Origin of the sequence: Agromyces sp. C10 (assembly GCF_023217995.1) — a bacterium.
GTDB lineage: Bacteria > Actinomycetota > Actinomycetes > Actinomycetales > Microbacteriaceae > Agromyces > Agromyces indicus.
The window spans coordinates 25,305-40,517 of record NZ_JALPSX010000002.1; the positions used below are offsets into that span (position 1 = coordinate 25,305).

The 15,213-nt window shown below is 63.0% G+C and carries 13 protein-coding genes and 1 pseudogene; all 14 read left to right on the forward strand.

Going from position 1 to position 15,213, the window contains the following annotated elements:
* Positions 1 to 4: 4 nt before the first annotated feature.
* The 14 genes and pseudogenes from M1L56_RS02420 (at position 5) to galU (ending at position 15,184) form a co-directional block, all read left to right on the forward strand.
* Entirely contained in the window at positions 5 to 913 is a 909-nt protein-coding gene (locus M1L56_RS02420; RefSeq protein ID WP_248598009.1) for a hypothetical protein, read from the forward strand.
* On the forward strand, positions 907 to 2,385 hold the full coding sequence (locus tag M1L56_RS02425; protein WP_248598010.1) for a sugar transferase: 1,479 nt from the start codon (positions 907 to 909) through the stop codon (positions 2,383 to 2,385). The genes M1L56_RS02420 and M1L56_RS02425 overlap by 7 nt, the downstream gene beginning before the upstream one ends.
* Positions 2,386 to 2,485: 100 nt before the next feature.
* Positions 2,486 to 3,295, forward strand: a complete 810-nt coding sequence (locus M1L56_RS02430) for a glycosyltransferase (RefSeq protein ID WP_248598011.1) — start codon at positions 2,486 to 2,488, stop codon at positions 3,293 to 3,295.
* On the forward strand, positions 3,292 to 4,260 hold the full coding sequence (locus tag M1L56_RS02435) for an NAD-dependent epimerase/dehydratase family protein (protein ID WP_248598012.1): 969 nt from the start codon (positions 3,292 to 3,294) through the stop codon (positions 4,258 to 4,260). Before M1L56_RS02430 ends, M1L56_RS02435 begins: the two co-directional genes overlap by 4 nt.
* A 30-nt stretch (positions 4,261 to 4,290) precedes the next feature.
* A complete protein-coding gene (locus M1L56_RS02440) occupies positions 4,291 to 5,376 on the forward strand; it encodes a glycosyltransferase (RefSeq protein ID WP_248598013.1) in 1,086 nt (361 codons plus the stop codon).
* A 329-nt stretch (positions 5,377 to 5,705) separates the two neighbouring features.
* Complete coding sequence (locus M1L56_RS16190) at positions 5,706 to 5,879, forward strand: hypothetical protein (protein WP_374255822.1); 174 nt, start codon at positions 5,706 to 5,708, stop codon at positions 5,877 to 5,879.
* A gap of 100 nt (positions 5,880 to 5,979) precedes the next feature.
* Positions 5,980 to 6,981 (forward strand): hypothetical protein, encoded by a 1,002-nt coding sequence (locus M1L56_RS02445; protein WP_248598014.1) that lies wholly within the window; start codon positions 5,980 to 5,982, stop codon positions 6,979 to 6,981.
* Entirely contained in the window at positions 6,966 to 8,297 is a 1,332-nt protein-coding gene (locus M1L56_RS02450; RefSeq protein ID WP_248598015.1) for an O-antigen polymerase, read from the forward strand. The genes M1L56_RS02445 and M1L56_RS02450 overlap by 16 nt, the downstream gene beginning before the upstream one ends.
* 90 nt (positions 8,298 to 8,387) lie before the next feature.
* A complete protein-coding gene (gene rfbA / locus M1L56_RS02455) occupies positions 8,388 to 9,257 on the forward strand; it encodes a glucose-1-phosphate thymidylyltransferase RfbA (RefSeq protein ID WP_248598016.1) in 870 nt (289 codons plus the stop codon).
* Complete coding sequence (gene rfbB / locus M1L56_RS02460) at positions 9,257 to 10,255, forward strand: dTDP-glucose 4,6-dehydratase (RefSeq protein ID WP_248598017.1); 999 nt, start codon at positions 9,257 to 9,259, stop codon at positions 10,253 to 10,255. Before rfbA ends, rfbB begins: the two co-directional genes overlap by 1 nt.
* Complete coding sequence (locus M1L56_RS02465) at positions 10,256 to 11,704, forward strand: bifunctional dTDP-4-dehydrorhamnose 3,5-epimerase family protein/NAD(P)-dependent oxidoreductase (protein WP_308198808.1); 1,449 nt, start codon at positions 10,256 to 10,258, stop codon at positions 11,702 to 11,704.
* A complete protein-coding gene (locus M1L56_RS02470; RefSeq protein ID WP_248598018.1) occupies positions 11,701 to 13,530 on the forward strand; it encodes a DUF4012 domain-containing protein in 1,830 nt (609 codons plus the stop codon). The genes M1L56_RS02465 and M1L56_RS02470 overlap by 4 nt, the downstream gene beginning before the upstream one ends.
* A gap of 94 nt (positions 13,531 to 13,624) precedes the next feature.
* Entirely contained in the window at positions 13,625 to 14,131 is a 507-nt protein-coding gene (locus tag M1L56_RS02475) for a hypothetical protein (protein ID WP_248598019.1), read from the forward strand.
* Between the two features lie 172 nt (positions 14,132 to 14,303).
* Positions 14,304 to 15,184 (forward strand): annotated as a pseudogene (gene galU, locus M1L56_RS02480) (UTP--glucose-1-phosphate uridylyltransferase GalU).
* Positions 15,185 to 15,213 lie beyond the last annotated feature (29 nt).

Genomic DNA, 15,213 nt, shown 5'->3' on the forward strand with positions numbered 1-15,213 from the left:
GTGGGTGATTGCGGGCCTGGTCGCGTTGCTCGTGGTCGATGCCGCGCTGGTGTGGGTCGCGCTGTCGTCGACCCGGTCGCCTGCCTCGGCGGCGGCGGCGCCGTCGACGGTGGAGCTCACCCCCGCCACGCCGGTCGCGGGCGAGACGCCTGAGCCGGAGCCGACCGAGACGACCCCGCCCGCACCGGCCGGGGCGAGCCGGGTGAACGTCGTGCTCGCCGCGTTCGACGCGCAGGTGGCGTACCGGGCTGCGACGGGCGCGTGTCCGACGGCGCAGGCCGTGGTCGAGGTCACGACTGACGGGGGAGCGACCTGGTCGCCCGCCGCACTCGAGGGTGCGAGCGCGCCGACGGCGATCGCGGCGACCTCGCTCGACGAGGCGTCGGTGCTCGCGGCGACGGCCGACGGCTGCGAGGCGGTCGCGTACCGCACGTTCGTTCGCGGTGCCGACTGGGCTCAGGGCGAGTCCTTCGCGGTCGCGTGGCGGCTCGAGGGCGGCGAGGTGGTCGCTCCGGGCGGGGCGCGTTCGACGCCGTGCGCCGAGCCGGCGCAGGTGGCGGCAGCGGATGCCTCGGCGGCGATCGTGCTCTGCGGCGACGCGTCGTTCGCCCGCACGATCGACGGCGGGGCCGCGTGGGCGTCGACGGATCCGATCGCGGGGGCGACGGCGGTGGCCATGCAGCCGGGGGCTGCGGGCAGCGGTGCACGCGTGCTGCTCGCCGGCGTCGACGGCTGCGCCGGCGTGCAGGTGGCATCCTTCACTGCCGAGGGCACGCTGGCTGCGCCCGGCGCGTGCCTGACGACGGATGCCGCGCCCGGCGCGTCGACGCTCGCGGTCGACACCGCGGGCGGCGTGTGGGTGTGGTCGGGCACGACGGTTGCCCGTTCGGCGGATGGAGGAAGCACATGGTGACGGCGGTCGCGCCGAGCTACCTGTTGACGCGGGTGCCCACGAGTACGTGGTCTGCCAAGCTTGCTCGGCGGGTTGCCTTGACGGATGCCCTGGTTCTCGTTTGGGTCGTGTTCGGGGTGCAGCTTGCGTGGCTCGGTCTCGATCAATCGGCACTTGGCTTCAGCGGTTCACGCAATGACATCGAAATCAGCTACATGATGGTGTCGCTGGTGATCATCGCGGGTTGGATGGTCGCGCTCCAACTGTTCGATACGCGTGAGCACCGTAACCTCGGCGTCGGCACGCAGGAGTACCGTGGCGTTGCGGACGCGTCGATCCGCTGGTTCGGAGTAGTAGCGATAGTGGCCTTCTTGTTGAAGGTGGACCTCGCGCGCGGCTATATCCTCATCGCTTTTCCACTGGGACTCAGCGTATTGGTCTTCTCGCGATGGCTCTGGCGTCAATGGCTGGGGGTTCAGAGGCGTCAGGGGCGGTTCGTCTCACGTGTGCTGCTTGTGGGGTCCACAGATTCGGCCGTCACGATCGCCCGCGAATTGAAGCGACATCCAGAAGCCGGTTACCGCGTCATTGGGGCGTGTGTGCCGACAGGTGCTTCTACCGGAGGGTTGGCTGCCATCAATGTTCCGTCATTTCGGGGCGTCTCGAGCGCATTGGCGGTGATGCGAGATCTGGGTGCCGATACCGTCGTTATCACGAGTGCCGACGAGCTGGGTCCTGAGCAGGTGAAACAACTCTCCTGGGGACTGACGCCTGGCGCTGAGCATTTGGTGGTGGCCCCGAGCCTTATCGACATCGGAGGGCCGCGAATCCACACGCGGCCCGTGGCCGGTCTCCCACTCATCCATGTCGAGACACCGAAGTTTGAGGGTCGGAAGCTCCTCGCGAAGCGCGCATTCGACGTCCTCGGATCCGCGATCTTGGTCGCTGTCCTTTCGCCGGTCCTCTTGGTGATCGCGGCGCTAGTGAAGGCGTCGAGCCGCGGCCCAGTTCTATACAAGCAGGAACGAATCGGTCGGAACGGCCAACCCTTCAAAATGCTGAAATTTCGATCAATGGTGCCGAACGCTGATCGTGAACTTCCACAACTTCTCGCCGAGCAGGGAACGGACGGGCAGCCCCTGTTTAAGGTGAAGAACGATCCGAGGATTACGCCAGTAGGTCGAGTCTTGCGCCGCTACTCACTCGATGAGCTTCCCCAGTTGCTGAATGTTCTTAACGGATCGATGAGTCTCATCGGGCCTCGCCCTCAGGTGGCCGCGGAGGTCGCCCTATACAGCGGCGGCGCGCATCGGCGGTTGCTCCTGCCGCCGGGGATGACCGGACTCTGGCAGGTTAGCGGGAGGAGCAACCTCAGTTGGGAGGATGCGATTCGCCTCGATCTCTACTACGTGGAGAACTGGTCGATGATTGGCGATGTAGTGATTTTGTGGCGGACTGCTCGCGCCGTGTTCGGTACGGACGGAGCGTATTGATGCTGCGACCCGTGGGCCGGTTCACATTGTCGGAGCGCGCCAGCAATCGGCTGCGTCGGACGGAGCAAATCATTGTCGAACGTGGACATCGGAGTCAATCGTGAATCAGAACAAACCAACGTGGTCACTCATCACCGTCGCATTCAATAGCCGAGAACAACTTCTCCGCCACTGGTCAGGACTCACGTTTCCTGAGGAGGTGGAGTGGATTGTCGTCGACAACAATTCTGCCGACGATTCTGCGGGCGTGGCTGCCGAGATGGGAGCTCATGTGATCCGTCTCGAAACAAATCGCGGATTTGGCGCGGCGAATAATGTGGGTTTCGAAGCCTCGCGTGCGGAGTACGTTGCATTCGTGAACCCAGATGTCACACCGAATCTCGCAGATCTAGCAGTTCTCCGGCATCATCTCGAGGATTCACCCGATGACCTGGTCTCCCCGCAACTGCTGAACTTGGACGGATCGTTGCAGCCCAACGGTCGCGGCCAACCTCTCCTGCTGCACAAGATCATGCACCGGATCGCGCCAGATCGTCTGGACGGCACCTACCGAATCTTCGCCGGCGCTGGTGAGAAGCGCGAGGTTGATTGGCTGATTGGCGCCGTGGTCGCTGGCACCCGAACTCACTTGAGATCCCTGGGCCCGTGGGACGAGCATTTCTTCGTGTATTACGAGGACAAAGACCTAGGAATTCGGAACGCGCTTGCTCGCGGGCGTTCTGTGTTGATCGGAGACGCCCGGTGGGTCCACGGTTGGGCGCGCGAAACCAGCGGGATAAATCTGCGCGCGTGGAAGTTGGAGCTGTCGTCGATGGCCAAGTTCTACTGGCGTTACCCCGAACTTCTGCTTAGTTCAAACTCGGCTCGGCGGTTGTTGAAGAAGACCAAACCATCGGAAGGTATCGCGTGAAGGCTCTAGTTACTGGCTGTGCTGGGTTTGTCGGCAGTACTCTGACTCGGGCGTTGTTGCGGCGCGGGTGGACAGTTCGAGGCGTCGACAGCTTCACCGACTACTACGACGTCAGTTTGAAGCAAGCCAACGCGGCGGCGCTGGTCGAAGCGGGAACCGCCAATTTCGAGCTCATCCGCGCTGACCTATTGACTGCGGACGTTGCCGCGCTTCTTCAAGACGTGGATGTCGTATTCCATTTGGCGGGGCAACCGGGTGTAAGGAAGTCGTGGGGCGACGACTTCGTAGGGTATACCGACGCGAACATTACTGTGACGCAACGGCTCCTCGAGGCTGCCCGCCGGACGCCTTCTCTCCGCCGTCTGGTGTATGCGTCCTCATCCTCGGTCTACGGTAACGCGGAAACCTACCCGACCGATGAGAATATGCGGCCGTCTCCGATGAGCCCCTATGGTGTCACGAAGCTGGCGGCCGAGCACTTGTGCGTTCTGTACGCCAAGAATTTCGGGATCCCCACAACATCCCTGCGCTTCTTCACCGTTTACGGCCCGCGGCAGCGTCCCGACATGGCCTTCACTCGGTTCTTTCGGGCAGCAATCAGGGGCGAGGAGATCACATTGTTTGGGGACGGCAGCCAGGTTCGCGACTTCACCTTCGTCGACGACATCGTTGAGGCGAACATCCTTGCTGCAACTGTCGATCATGACGCTGGTTCGGTATTCAACGTCTGCGGCGGGAGCAGCGTGACCGTGAATGAGGTCTTGGACTCGATCGCACGGATTTCCGATTCTGCCCTGAACATTGTCCGCTACCCTGCCGTGCCCGGTGACGTGGCACGAACCGGCGGGGACAACGCGCGAATCGCCTCCGTTCTGGGCTGGCAGCCGGCATTCGGCTTGGAAGCCGGTCTGCGAGCGCAATCCGAATGGGCCTCAGCGGTCTTTGCGCCAGAGGCCGCCGCCTAGGACGCCCTGAGTATGGTTACAGGATCCGTAGTGTTCGCGCTGCGCGCTGACGCAATGTCGAAGCCGGGCGGAGACTCCACGAAGGTCACCCGCTACGCGGCCGGTCTTGCGGCGCGCGGCTGGAAATGCGAGGTCGTGACCTCGCCGGCAGACTTGAGCGCGCGTAAGAGCGACGTAGTCCATCTCGTAAATCTCGATCTCCCGCTTGAGAACTTGGAATACGTCAGACGTGCCCGGTCGACGGGGGCGAAGATTGTACTTTCAACGATTCGGCACCCGTATGAGGGCGTCAAGGCCATGTACTCATACGGGAGTGATACGTTCTACCGAAAGACCAAGGCGCTCGGCTTAAGTGTCGAAAATGCGATAACCCTCCGAGAGAAGGTAAAGCTGGCCGCGCGTCGAAACTACAGGCCGGTTATGCGGTCGGGGAGCTTCTTGACGCTCCAAAGAGACTTGCTGGCTTCCGTGGACGCGTACTTCCCCATGACGGAAAGTGAACACAAGGCAATCGAGGCAGAGTTCTCGCCTCGTTCTCGAGGATTTCTGGTTCGTAACGGATCGAGCTTCAAGTCGCCTATCCGGGCCGCAGATTCCGGGTCTCCAAAACGCGACTTGGTGGCCATCGGCCGGATTGAACCGCGCAAGAACTCGGTTGAGTTGGCACGCGCGGCGTTAGAAGGCGGGTTCTCCATTGCTTTCGCGGGCGCTCTGAATGAGCGGCATTCGAAATACGCTAGCGAGTTTGAACGTCTCGCTGCACGGTACTCAAAGCAGATTGACTACCTTGGCAGGGTCGAGCATTCTGATTTGCCACAGGTGTTCGGTAGCGCTCGTGCATACATCAATCCCGCATGGTTCGAGGTGGAATCGCAAGCTGACATCGAAGCTGCTGCACTGGGGTTGCCACTCATCACGACCAAGCACAGCTACATCTTCGACACATTGGGGGAGGACACGCCGCGCCTCGACCCGTGCGATCTCGTGCTTCAGCCCGCTGAGGCGATCGATGAGGCGATGAGCCGGGTTGGCGTCCGCCGGCGTCCGGCGCAGAGAAGCTGGGATGCGTGCGCAGTCGATCTTCAGCAAGCGTACTGGCAGGTGCTCGATCGATGAGCGGGTCGCTCTTGGCGAGTTGGCGTGAGGATGTTCGGTTTCACTACGAGGGCAGGCCCGTTCGAGCGCTGGCTTTGCGTGCCCTCGGTAATCCGTCACTGGTGGCCGCGCTGCTGTTTCGAACCGCGTCACATCAAAATCGAGTGCTGCATTTGCTGAGTCGGTGGGCGCTGGTCTCAATCTTCAGTTGCGACGTGGCTAGAGGCGCTGTTTTCCTCGGACCGATCAACATTCCCCATCCCGTCGGCATCGTCATTGGGCGGGGGGCTCGCGTGGGCAGGGGCGTGACTCTGTACCAGCACGTAACGATCGGGTCGAGTCGCGCAGGGATGTATCCGTCGATTGGTGATGGCGTCACAATCTATGCTGGCGCGACGGTCGCCGGTGCTCTGACGATCGGTGAAGGCTGCGTCATAGGTTCGGGTGCACTCATCATTCGATCTATGTCCCCGGGTGCGGTAGCTCGCGCCCCTCTTGCATCCGTCGACGCTGATGCGATTTAGTGCGAGCCTCGTCCTAGCTGCCTTCAGCTGGGCGGCAATATCGGCGGCGCTCCTCGTCCCTCTGGTTTGGGGGTTGGATAGCAACGCTGTCATCGCAGTCGTGGCTTACGTCGTGGGCATGCAAGCGGCACAGTCGAGCGTTGTCCAGGTCGCCCCCCGGAGTAACCGGCGCCCACTAGCGCACTTCGTCGCCGCTGCATTGTCCGTCCTTCTGACCGGCGTGGGCGCGCAGTTGCAGAACGCGTTCGCCGTGTCTGTTGTTTGTACCGCAGGTGGGGCATGTATTGGCCTGACGCTCGGCGCGCAGGCCAGTCGCGTCTTGCGGGAGCGTGGCGGACTCAAGTATCAGGTTTTCCAAGCGACACGAGCGGTTGTTCTGTTGTTTGGCGTTGCTGCATTTGCGCTCGTTGGAGACGAGACCCCCGCCGCCGCCGGATTAGCACTTTCGCTTCCGATGGTGCTATCCGCCGCGCTACTGCCGATCCAAGCTCGTTTCATAAGTAGGACCCACGCGCCTGCCAGACCAGCGGGCCACCTGTCGCTACTCCAACCTCCAGTTGAAGCTCTTTGGGTCGGCCTCGGAACGATCGCCGCTCTCTTTTACCGCAACGATACGACCTGGCTCCGCGCTTCTTTGGCTGAATCGCCCGAGTTCGATACATGGCATATCGGCTTGGTCATCTACTCAGCTGCACAGGGCTTTGTCGGATTCTTCGTTGTTCAGCGCCTGTTCGCTCATCGCGACGAAATCCGGCCGAAGCTCGTCGGTATCGTCGTTCGGGCGAGATTAGCAATGCTTCCCGCATGGGTCGTCGCCACAACCCTCGCAATTGGAGTTTCAGCGTCCGCGGGTACTGCGGTGTCTATCGCGGCGTCAACCTTCCTCGCAATCGCCATCGGGTTCGCGTCGGGGATTGCCCATGTACTGCAAATGAACTGGCTGCCCTATGTCGCCGGAGTGGCGGGTACCGCACTCCTCCTTGTCTTGCTCACATTCGATTTCCCCCCGGGAGTAGTGCTCGCGTCGGAGAACGGGTTGATTGGGACGATAATCCTGACCGGGCTTGTCGTCGGAGGGAACAAGCCGTGGGCTTCGCGCTGAGTGTTCTGGTCCTCCTACTTCTAGTAGGCGGACTGCAGGTGTTTGCGTGGTATAGGCACCGTATGTTCGCTTCCGCCTTGCTAGGCACCGTGTATCTCATCACGTACCCAGCTGACCTACTTGCTGTCGCTTCCACCGAGCGTGCGTACTTGAGTCCAACGATCTCGCTCAGCCTTGAGGGGACGGATGTCGTACTGAGCGCGACCGTTAGTGTCACCTTGACCTGGATCATCTTCTCCATCGGGATGAGCCTGCTCGCCCGCGGGCGTAACGGAAACGTTCTACAGCGCGGCGCGGATTTAGTCGCGACGATGCGTTTCCGTCCGATCCTCTTTGTGTCCTTAGTCGTCGCACTTACGTGGTCTGTTATTCGCGTCATCGGCGAGCACGGCGTGGAGCAAACGCTTAGACTCCGGCAGGCGGTGTTCGGCGATGACCTGCTCTCGGTGATCGCCTACTACGCCCTGCCCGTGCTCGTCCCTTTCGGTCTTGTAGCGCTCCTGAACATTCGCGGCTTTTCGAGAACTGTGATTTTGGCCGCTATGGGTCTCGCGCTGGTCGTGACCTTCTTGACTGGGAGCCGTTCTGGGCTCTTCCTGAGTTGCGTTGTCCCGGTCGCAGTACTGGTTTGGCGGTTGGCTGGGAGCCGACGCGGCACATTGGCTGGAGATGGGATCCGTCTAGTGACCATGGTCGCAACCGCCGCGGCAGTCGTTTTGGGCGGCGCTTGGTACCTTGGCGAGTTTCGCGATTTCACGGCGACTGAGTCCTTCTTTGCGAGCACCGATCTCTCCCAAGCTGACGCGCTCGCGGCCATTATCGGCTCTGAGTTCAACCCGGCGTACGGCGCATCTTACGTGGCCGCACTTGGCGCGTTCATTCCGCGAGCCATATGGCCCAGCAAGCCATTGCCTGGGAACGTTTTGTCAAGCCTCACCGTAACGCCTGAGCGATACCATCTCACTGGCGCGGAGACGACCGCTGGTCTCGTTGGCGAGGCTTATCTGAATTTTGGGATGGGCGCGGGTCTTGTTGCGGGGCTGATACTAGTCGCGGTCGCGGCGATCTGTGAACGCCTCCTCTCCTCAGCCTCGGCGGAAGTTTGGATTCTAGGTGCAGTGATCATGCTGCGCGGAGTGAACATTGTACGTGGGGACGCGACTAATGTGGTCGCCCCTACACTGATCGCTATCGCCGTGTGGCTGGTCATATTTAAACGCGACCGAAGTTCGACCGGCCTCAGGGGTCGGTCACTCGTTCGATCGACTGCACGGGGAACACCGCGCGGTGATCCGGGGGAGCTGCATAAGCGATAGGAGGATAGCGCCCCTGTTCCCGAGCTGCAGCCGGCCAGTTCGAACTGGGCGGAGGACAGCTGGATGCGCTGTAGACGGTAAGGAGTCTCAATGAAGGGTATTATATTGGCAGGCGGGTCGGGCACTCGTTTGCATCCAATCACGCTGGGGGTATCCAAGCAATTGGTGCCGGTCTACGACAAGCCGATGATCTACTACCCTTTGTCGACGCTGATGCTGGCGGGAATTCGGGATATCCTTGTTATCACGACACCCAATGACTCGGCCTCGTTCAAACGGCTGCTCGGGGACGGGTCGAAGTTCGGGGTATCTTTACGATTCGCACAGCAAGCGTCGCCCGATGGGCTAGCCCAAGCGTTCACTATCGGTGCGGATTTTGTGGGTCGCGACAAGGTCGCGTTGGTTCTCGGCGATAACTTGCTATACGGCCCCGGCCTTGGTACCCAGCTCCAAAAGTACGCGGAAATTGACGGCGCCGCGATTTTTGCTTATTGGGTAGCCGAACCGTCTGCCTACGGAGTCGTTGAGTTCGACGACGATGGACGAGCGATTTCGCTCGAGGAGAAGCCGCGCCAACCGAAGAGCAGTTTTGCGGTGCCTGGACTGTATTTCTACGACAACTCTGTTGTCGAGATTGCCCGGGGGCTCCGCCCGTCTAGCCGCGGCGAGTATGAGATAACTGACGTGAACCGCGCCTACCTCGACCAAGGAGCCCTGCGGGTCGAGGTGCTCCCGCGCGGGACTGCTTGGCTAGATACTGGGACATTCGACCAGATGACCGATGCGGCTGAGTATGTCCGCACGATGGAGAGGCGCACCGGGATGAAGATTGGGGCACCAGAGGAAGTTGCATGGCGGATGGGCTTTCTCGACGATGAGGATCTGCGGGAACGAGCGCACGCGCTGCGGAAGTCGGGCTATGGCTCGTATCTGCTCGACCTGCTGGAGCGGGGAATCTGATGCGTCGGCTCCTAGTAACTGGTGGAGCGGGATTCATCGGATCGAACTTTACGCACCATATCGTCGCGAACACCGAAGACCATGTCACGGTGCTCGACAAGTTGACCTATGCCGGCAACTTGTCGTCCCTACAGTCGCTACCTGACAACCGATTCCGTTTCATCGAAGGTGATATTCGAGACATGTCCCTCGTTGACAGCCTGTTCGCCCAGGTTGATGCCGTTATTCATTTTGCGGCAGAGTCTCACAACGACAACTCACTTCATGATCCCTGGCCATTCATCGAGACCAACATTCTCGGCACATACACCCTCCTGGAGGCGGCGCGTCGCCACGGCGTCCGTTTTCACCACGTATCCACCGACGAAGTTTATGGAGACCTCGAACTCGATGACCCTTCGCGGTTCACGGAGAGCACACCGTACAACCCGTCGAGCCCATACTCGTCGACCAAAGCCAGCAGTGATCTCCTAGTTCGAGCCTGGGTGCGGTCGTTCGGTGTCCGGGCGACGATCAGCAACTGTTCGAACAACTACGGCCCCTACCAACACGTCGAGAAGTTCATTCCGCGACAGATCACCAACGTGCTGCGCGGCGAGCGTCCAAAGCTCTATGGCAGCGGCGAGAATGTCCGAGACTGGATACACGCCGACGATCACTCTTCGGCCGTCCTTGCCATCCTCGATCGGGGCCAGATCGGTGAGACCTATTTGATCGGCGCAGATGGTGAGCAGGACAACCGATCCGTCATCGAGCGGATTCTCACGCTCATGGGTCAGGACGCGAAGGCCTATGATCACGTAGCCGACCGGGCCGGCCACGACCTCCGCTACGCGATCGACCCTACCCGGCTCCGTACCGAACTCGGCTGGTCCGCGAAGTTTCGTGACTTTGATGCAGGGTTGGCTGCCACGATCGATTGGTATCGCGAGAACGAATCGTGGTGGGCGCCATCGAAGGATTCCACCGAACGCTTCTACGCCGCGAAGGGCCAGTGAGTGACTGAGTTCGATAAGCCTCTCAAGCCAACTGCCACCCCTATCCCTGGTCTAGTCATGTGGGACCTTCCCGTGCGCGGCGATCGCCGCGGCTGGTTCAAGGAGAACTGGCAGCGAGAGAAGATGTCTTCTGCCGGTCTGCCCGACTTCGGTCCTGTGCAGAACAATGTCTCCTTCAACCGGTCGAAGGGCACCACCCGCGGGATTCATGCTGAGCCTTGGGACAAGTTGGTCTCCGTCGCGGCTGGTCGGGTGTTCGGGGCGTGGGTCGATCTCAGGGAAGGTGCGACGTTCGGTGCAGTGTTCACCGCGGAGCTCGACCCCTCGACGGCCGTCTTCGTGCCTCGCGGCGTGGGCAACGCGTTTCAGACACTGGAGCCTGACACCGTGTACAGCTACCTCGTCAACGACCACTGGTCGCCCGACGCACAGTACACCTTCCTCAACCTGGCCGATGAAACAGTCAACATCGCGTGGCCGATACCTCTTGGCCAGGCGGAACTTTCAAGTAAGGACATGGCGCATCCTCGCCTCAACGAGGTACGTCGCATCCCGGCCAAGAAGACCCTCGTCATCGGTGCAGACGGACAGCTTGGACGTGCGCTGCAGGCCGAATACGCGAACGACGCCTCCGTCGAGTTCGCCGACCGGAGTGCCCTCGATCTGACCCGAGCCGATCTGGACGGCGCGCGCAACTGGAGAGATTACGAAACCATCGTCAACGCTGCCGCGTACACGGCTGTCGACGCGGCGATGACATCGGCTGGTCGCACTCGAGCGTGGGCTGTGAACGTCGCGGGTGTATCACGCCTCGCGGCGATCGCCGCCGCCAACGACATCACGATGATTCATGTGAGCAGCGACTATGTGTTCGACGGGGCAGCTGCAGTTCCCTACACCGAAGAGGACAGCGTTTCACCGCTCGGCGTCTACGGACAGACCAAGGCTGCCGGTGACGCAGTCGCGGCCACCGTACCGAAGCACTACATCGTTCGCACGAGCTGGGTCATCGGCGATGGCAAGAACTTCGTGCGCACGATGGCCAATCTTGCTGAACGGGGAGTCGCGCCTCGTGTCGTCGACGATCAGGTCGGGAGATTGACGTTCGCAAAGGAGCTCGCTCGCGGCATTCGGCACCTTGCCGAAACCCGTCCTCCGTACGGCATCTACAATCTCACGGGAAGCGGCGAACCAATGAGTTGGGCGGATATCGCCCGCCAGGTCTACGCCCTCACCGGGCACGATCCGGCGCGAGTAACGCCAGTGAGCACCGCCGAGTACTTCGAGGGGATGGAGGAGCCGATTGCTCCGCGTCCGCGCTGGAGTGTGCTCGACCTCACGCGGATCGAATCGAGCGGGTTCCAGCCGAAGGATCATCTCACTCAATTGGCCGAGTATCTCTCGGTCGCGCACGGCAGTTCTGCATCGACGGCGAGCGTTGCGAGATGACTGACCTCGAAAAGCTTGTGCGTGCGACGCCGGCGGCTGAGCCTCGCAGGCGACGACCTGCGGCGCCGCGGGTTGCGCTCGTTATCTCGGCCGTGCTTCTCGCGGCCATCGCTGCGAGTGTCTGGGTTGGCATTCGAGGACTTCTAGCCTCGAGCGAGTTGCTTCGAGCCGTGCCACTTGCCGAGTCCGCCAAAGCCGCGATGACCGCTCAAGACTTCGAGACAGCGCAGAAGGACGCGGAAGCGCTGGCGGAACATGCCGCGTCGGCTGCGGAACTCACGAGTGACCCCGTCTGGCGCGTCGTCGAGCTGACGCCTGGCATCGGCGCCAACCTAATGGTGTTGCGGGAGGCCGCGGCATCCGTCGACCGTGTGGCGTCGGGAGCGGTCGTGCCCCTTGCGCAGCAGGCAGCCGGGCTGGATCCGGCGATGTTCTCGCCGGCCGGTGGACGGATCGAGCTGCAACCCCTGATCGACGCTCAGCCGATCGTCGCCGGCGCGGCCGAGGAGGTCGCTGCTGCGCATGACACCATGACGCAGCCGCGCGTCGCCGACGCAGACGTGATCGGTCCGCTTGCCGCGGCTCGAACCGAGCTGACAGAGCTCCTGGGGGAGACCGATCAGTCGCTCGACGCTCTGTCGCGCTCGCTGACCCTCGGCCCCGCACTTCTCGGCGCCGAAGGACAGCGCGACGTGTTGCTGCTCTTCCAGAACAACGCAGAGCTTCGGTCACTCGGAGGAATTCCCGGTGCCCTCGCCGTGGTGCGAACCGACGGCGGAACATTCGACCTGGGCGCCCAGCGGTCGTCGCGAGACTTTCCGCGCTACGACCCGCCCGTTGTCGAGTTGCCCGTCGAGACGCGCGCGCTGTGGGGCGACAACACCGCTCGATACGTGCAGGACGTGACGTTCACACCCGACTTTCCGACCGCCGCGTCCATCGCATCCGAGATGTGGCGCAGGGAGACGGGCCAGGCGCCTTCGGCGGTCGTCGCGCTCGACCCCGTGACGCTCAGCTACGTATTGCGCGCCACCGGGCCGATCACCCTGCCCACAGGAGACGTGCTCGACGCGGAGAACGCGGTTCGCCTGCTGCTCTCCGACGTGTATGCGCGGTATCCGGACCCGAACGACCAGGATGCGTTCTTCGCGGGCGCGACGGTCGCGGTCATGGACGCCGTCAAGCAGGGGGCGGACCCGGGGGCGCTCATCTCGGCGCTCGCCCAGGCGGGATCCGAACGACGAGTCCTCATCTGGTCGGCAGTTCCCGAGGAACAGGAACTCCTGCAGCCCACGACGCTCGCCGGATTGCGCCCGGTCTCCACCGAAGACGAGATGCGGCTGGGGGTGTACCTCAACGACATGACCGGTTCGAAGATGAGCGCGTACCTCGATGTCGAGCTCGGAGCCGGGAGCGTCATGTGCCGCGACGATGGGCGGCGCAACGCGGCCGTCTCGGTGACCCTCACCAACACTGCCCCAGCGGATGCAGGCTCATCACTGCCGGAGTATGTAACCGGCGGAGGCAGGTACGGAGTGAGCCCGGGCAACATTCGCACCTCGATCCACGTCTACGGCCCTCCAGGCGCTTACAACTTGGGCGTGGAATCAGGCGGAGAGCTCGTTCCGTATCACCCGACCTCCGATTCGGGGTACACGCTGAGTGGCGTCGATTTGGAGCTTGCCCCGGGCCAGAGCGCGACGTACACGTTCGGCTTCCTCGCCGATGTCCTCGGAATGGGGGACACCGTTATCGAATCGACACCTACGATTCACACGAACGCAACGTCACAACTAGCGCTTACCTGTGAGAACGCCCTATGGTGAGACAGTGCCGTTTCAGGGGGGAAGAGGCGGCACCCATTTATGCCAGCGCGCACATGCGCGTGACCGAGTCGACCGAACCAGGGGGACCCTACACATGATTCGCAAGGCACTCGCGACCGCTGCGCTCGCCGCTGTGGCGCTCTTCGCCGTACCCGCCGCCGCCCAGGCCGAAGAGGCGGGCTACACCACGCAGGGGCCGGCTGTGACCGCAGCGCCCGGTGAGGCCGTCAGCCTCACCTTCACCGGCCTGCCGGCCAACACGCCGTCGACCGCCACCGCGCCCGACGCCGTGACGCTCGCTGTGCTGAAGGCCTCCACGGCCTCGAAGCCGACCGACGCCTCCGGCTCGGTCACGTACCAGGCTTCCGCCACCCAGCCCGGCACCTACACCATCACCGTGACCGCCGGTGGCGTCGTCGCGACGGCGACCCTCACCGTTGCGCCGTCCGACACCGCCGGAGGCGGCAGCGGCGACGACCTCGCCAGCACCGGCTTCGACCTGCCCGTGCTCGCGCTCTGGGTCGGTGGCGGAGCGCTCGTGCTCGGCGCCGCGCTCATCGCCGTGATGACCACGGTGCGCCGCAACCGCGGCAACGCCTGATCACGGGAACGCGCCGCAGGCGCTGACCCGACGAAGGGCCCGACATCCGCAGGGATGCGGGCCCTTCGCACGTTCACGGGCCGCGCGCGCCCGTCCACTCCAGCGCGCACCAGCAACGAGAGCACCCGGCCGCATCGCAGCGGCCGTCGCCCGGGGGAGCACCACACCGCACATGAGCGTCATCACCAAGGCCGTCATCCCAGCAGCCGGACTCGGAACCCGATTCCTGCCCGCCACCAAGGCCATGCCGAAGGAGATGCTGCCGGTCGTCGACAAGCCGGCCATCCAGTACGTGGTCGAGGAAGCCGTCGAAGCCGGACTCGACGACGTCCTCGTCATCATCGGCCGCAACAAGAACGCCCTCGCGAACCACTTCGACCGCGTCACCGAACTCGAGCACACCCTCGAGCAGAAGGGCGACGCCGCCAAGCTCGAGCGGGTCATGCACTCCTCGAACCTCGCCGACATCCACTTCGTCCGACAGGGCGACCCCAAGGGGCTCGGCCACGCCGTCCTCCGAGCCCGCAAGCACATCGGCGATGAGGCCTTCGCCGTGCTGCTCGGCGACGACCTCATCGACGCCCGCGACGACCTGCTCACCCACATGCTCGACCAGTGCGTCGGTCACGGCCTCACCGTCATCGCGCTCATGGAGGTCGACCCCTCTCAGATCCACCTCTACGGCTGCGCCGCCGTCGAGCCCACCGGCACCCCCGACGTGGTCAAGGTCACCGAACTCGTCGAGAAGCCCAGCGCCGCCGACGCGCCCTCCAACCTCGCCATCATCGGCCGCTACGTACTGCAGCCCGAGATCTTCGACATCCTCGAAGAGACCCCACCCGGCAAGGGCGGCGAGATCCAGCTCACCGACGCCCTCCAGGTGCTCGCCCAAGAGGGCAAGGTGCTCGGCGTCGTGTTCCGCGGCCGTCGCTACGACACCGGTGACCGGCTCGACTACATCAAGTCCCCATCCAGCTCGCCCTCGACCGCGACGACCTCGGCGCGGAACTCCGTCCGTGGATCAAGGAGCTCGCCGCGGGGATCGACGCGTGATCGCCGACGCGGGACCCCATCGACACAAC

What these genes read in the sequence shown, in the direction of transcription:
- M1L56_RS02475 (WP_248598019.1), top strand. Translation starts at nt 13,625, where the DNA reads ATGATTCGCAAGGCACTCGCGACCGCTGCGCTCGCCGCTGTGGCGCTC.
- M1L56_RS16190 (WP_374255822.1), top strand. Translation starts at nt 5,706, where the DNA reads ATGTATCCGTCGATTGGTGATGGCGTCACAATCTATGCTGGCGCGACG.
- M1L56_RS02425 (WP_248598010.1), top strand. Translation starts at nt 907, where the DNA reads ATGGTGACGGCGGTCGCGCCGAGCTACCTGTTGACGCGGGTGCCCACG.
- rfbA (WP_248598016.1), top strand. Translation starts at nt 8,388, where the DNA reads ATGAAGGGTATTATATTGGCAGGCGGGTCGGGCACTCGTTTGCATCCA.
- rfbB (WP_248598017.1), top strand. Translation starts at nt 9,257, where the DNA reads ATGCGTCGGCTCCTAGTAACTGGTGGAGCGGGATTCATCGGATCGAAC.
- M1L56_RS02470 (WP_248598018.1), top strand. Translation starts at nt 11,701, where the DNA reads ATGACTGACCTCGAAAAGCTTGTGCGTGCGACGCCGGCGGCTGAGCCT.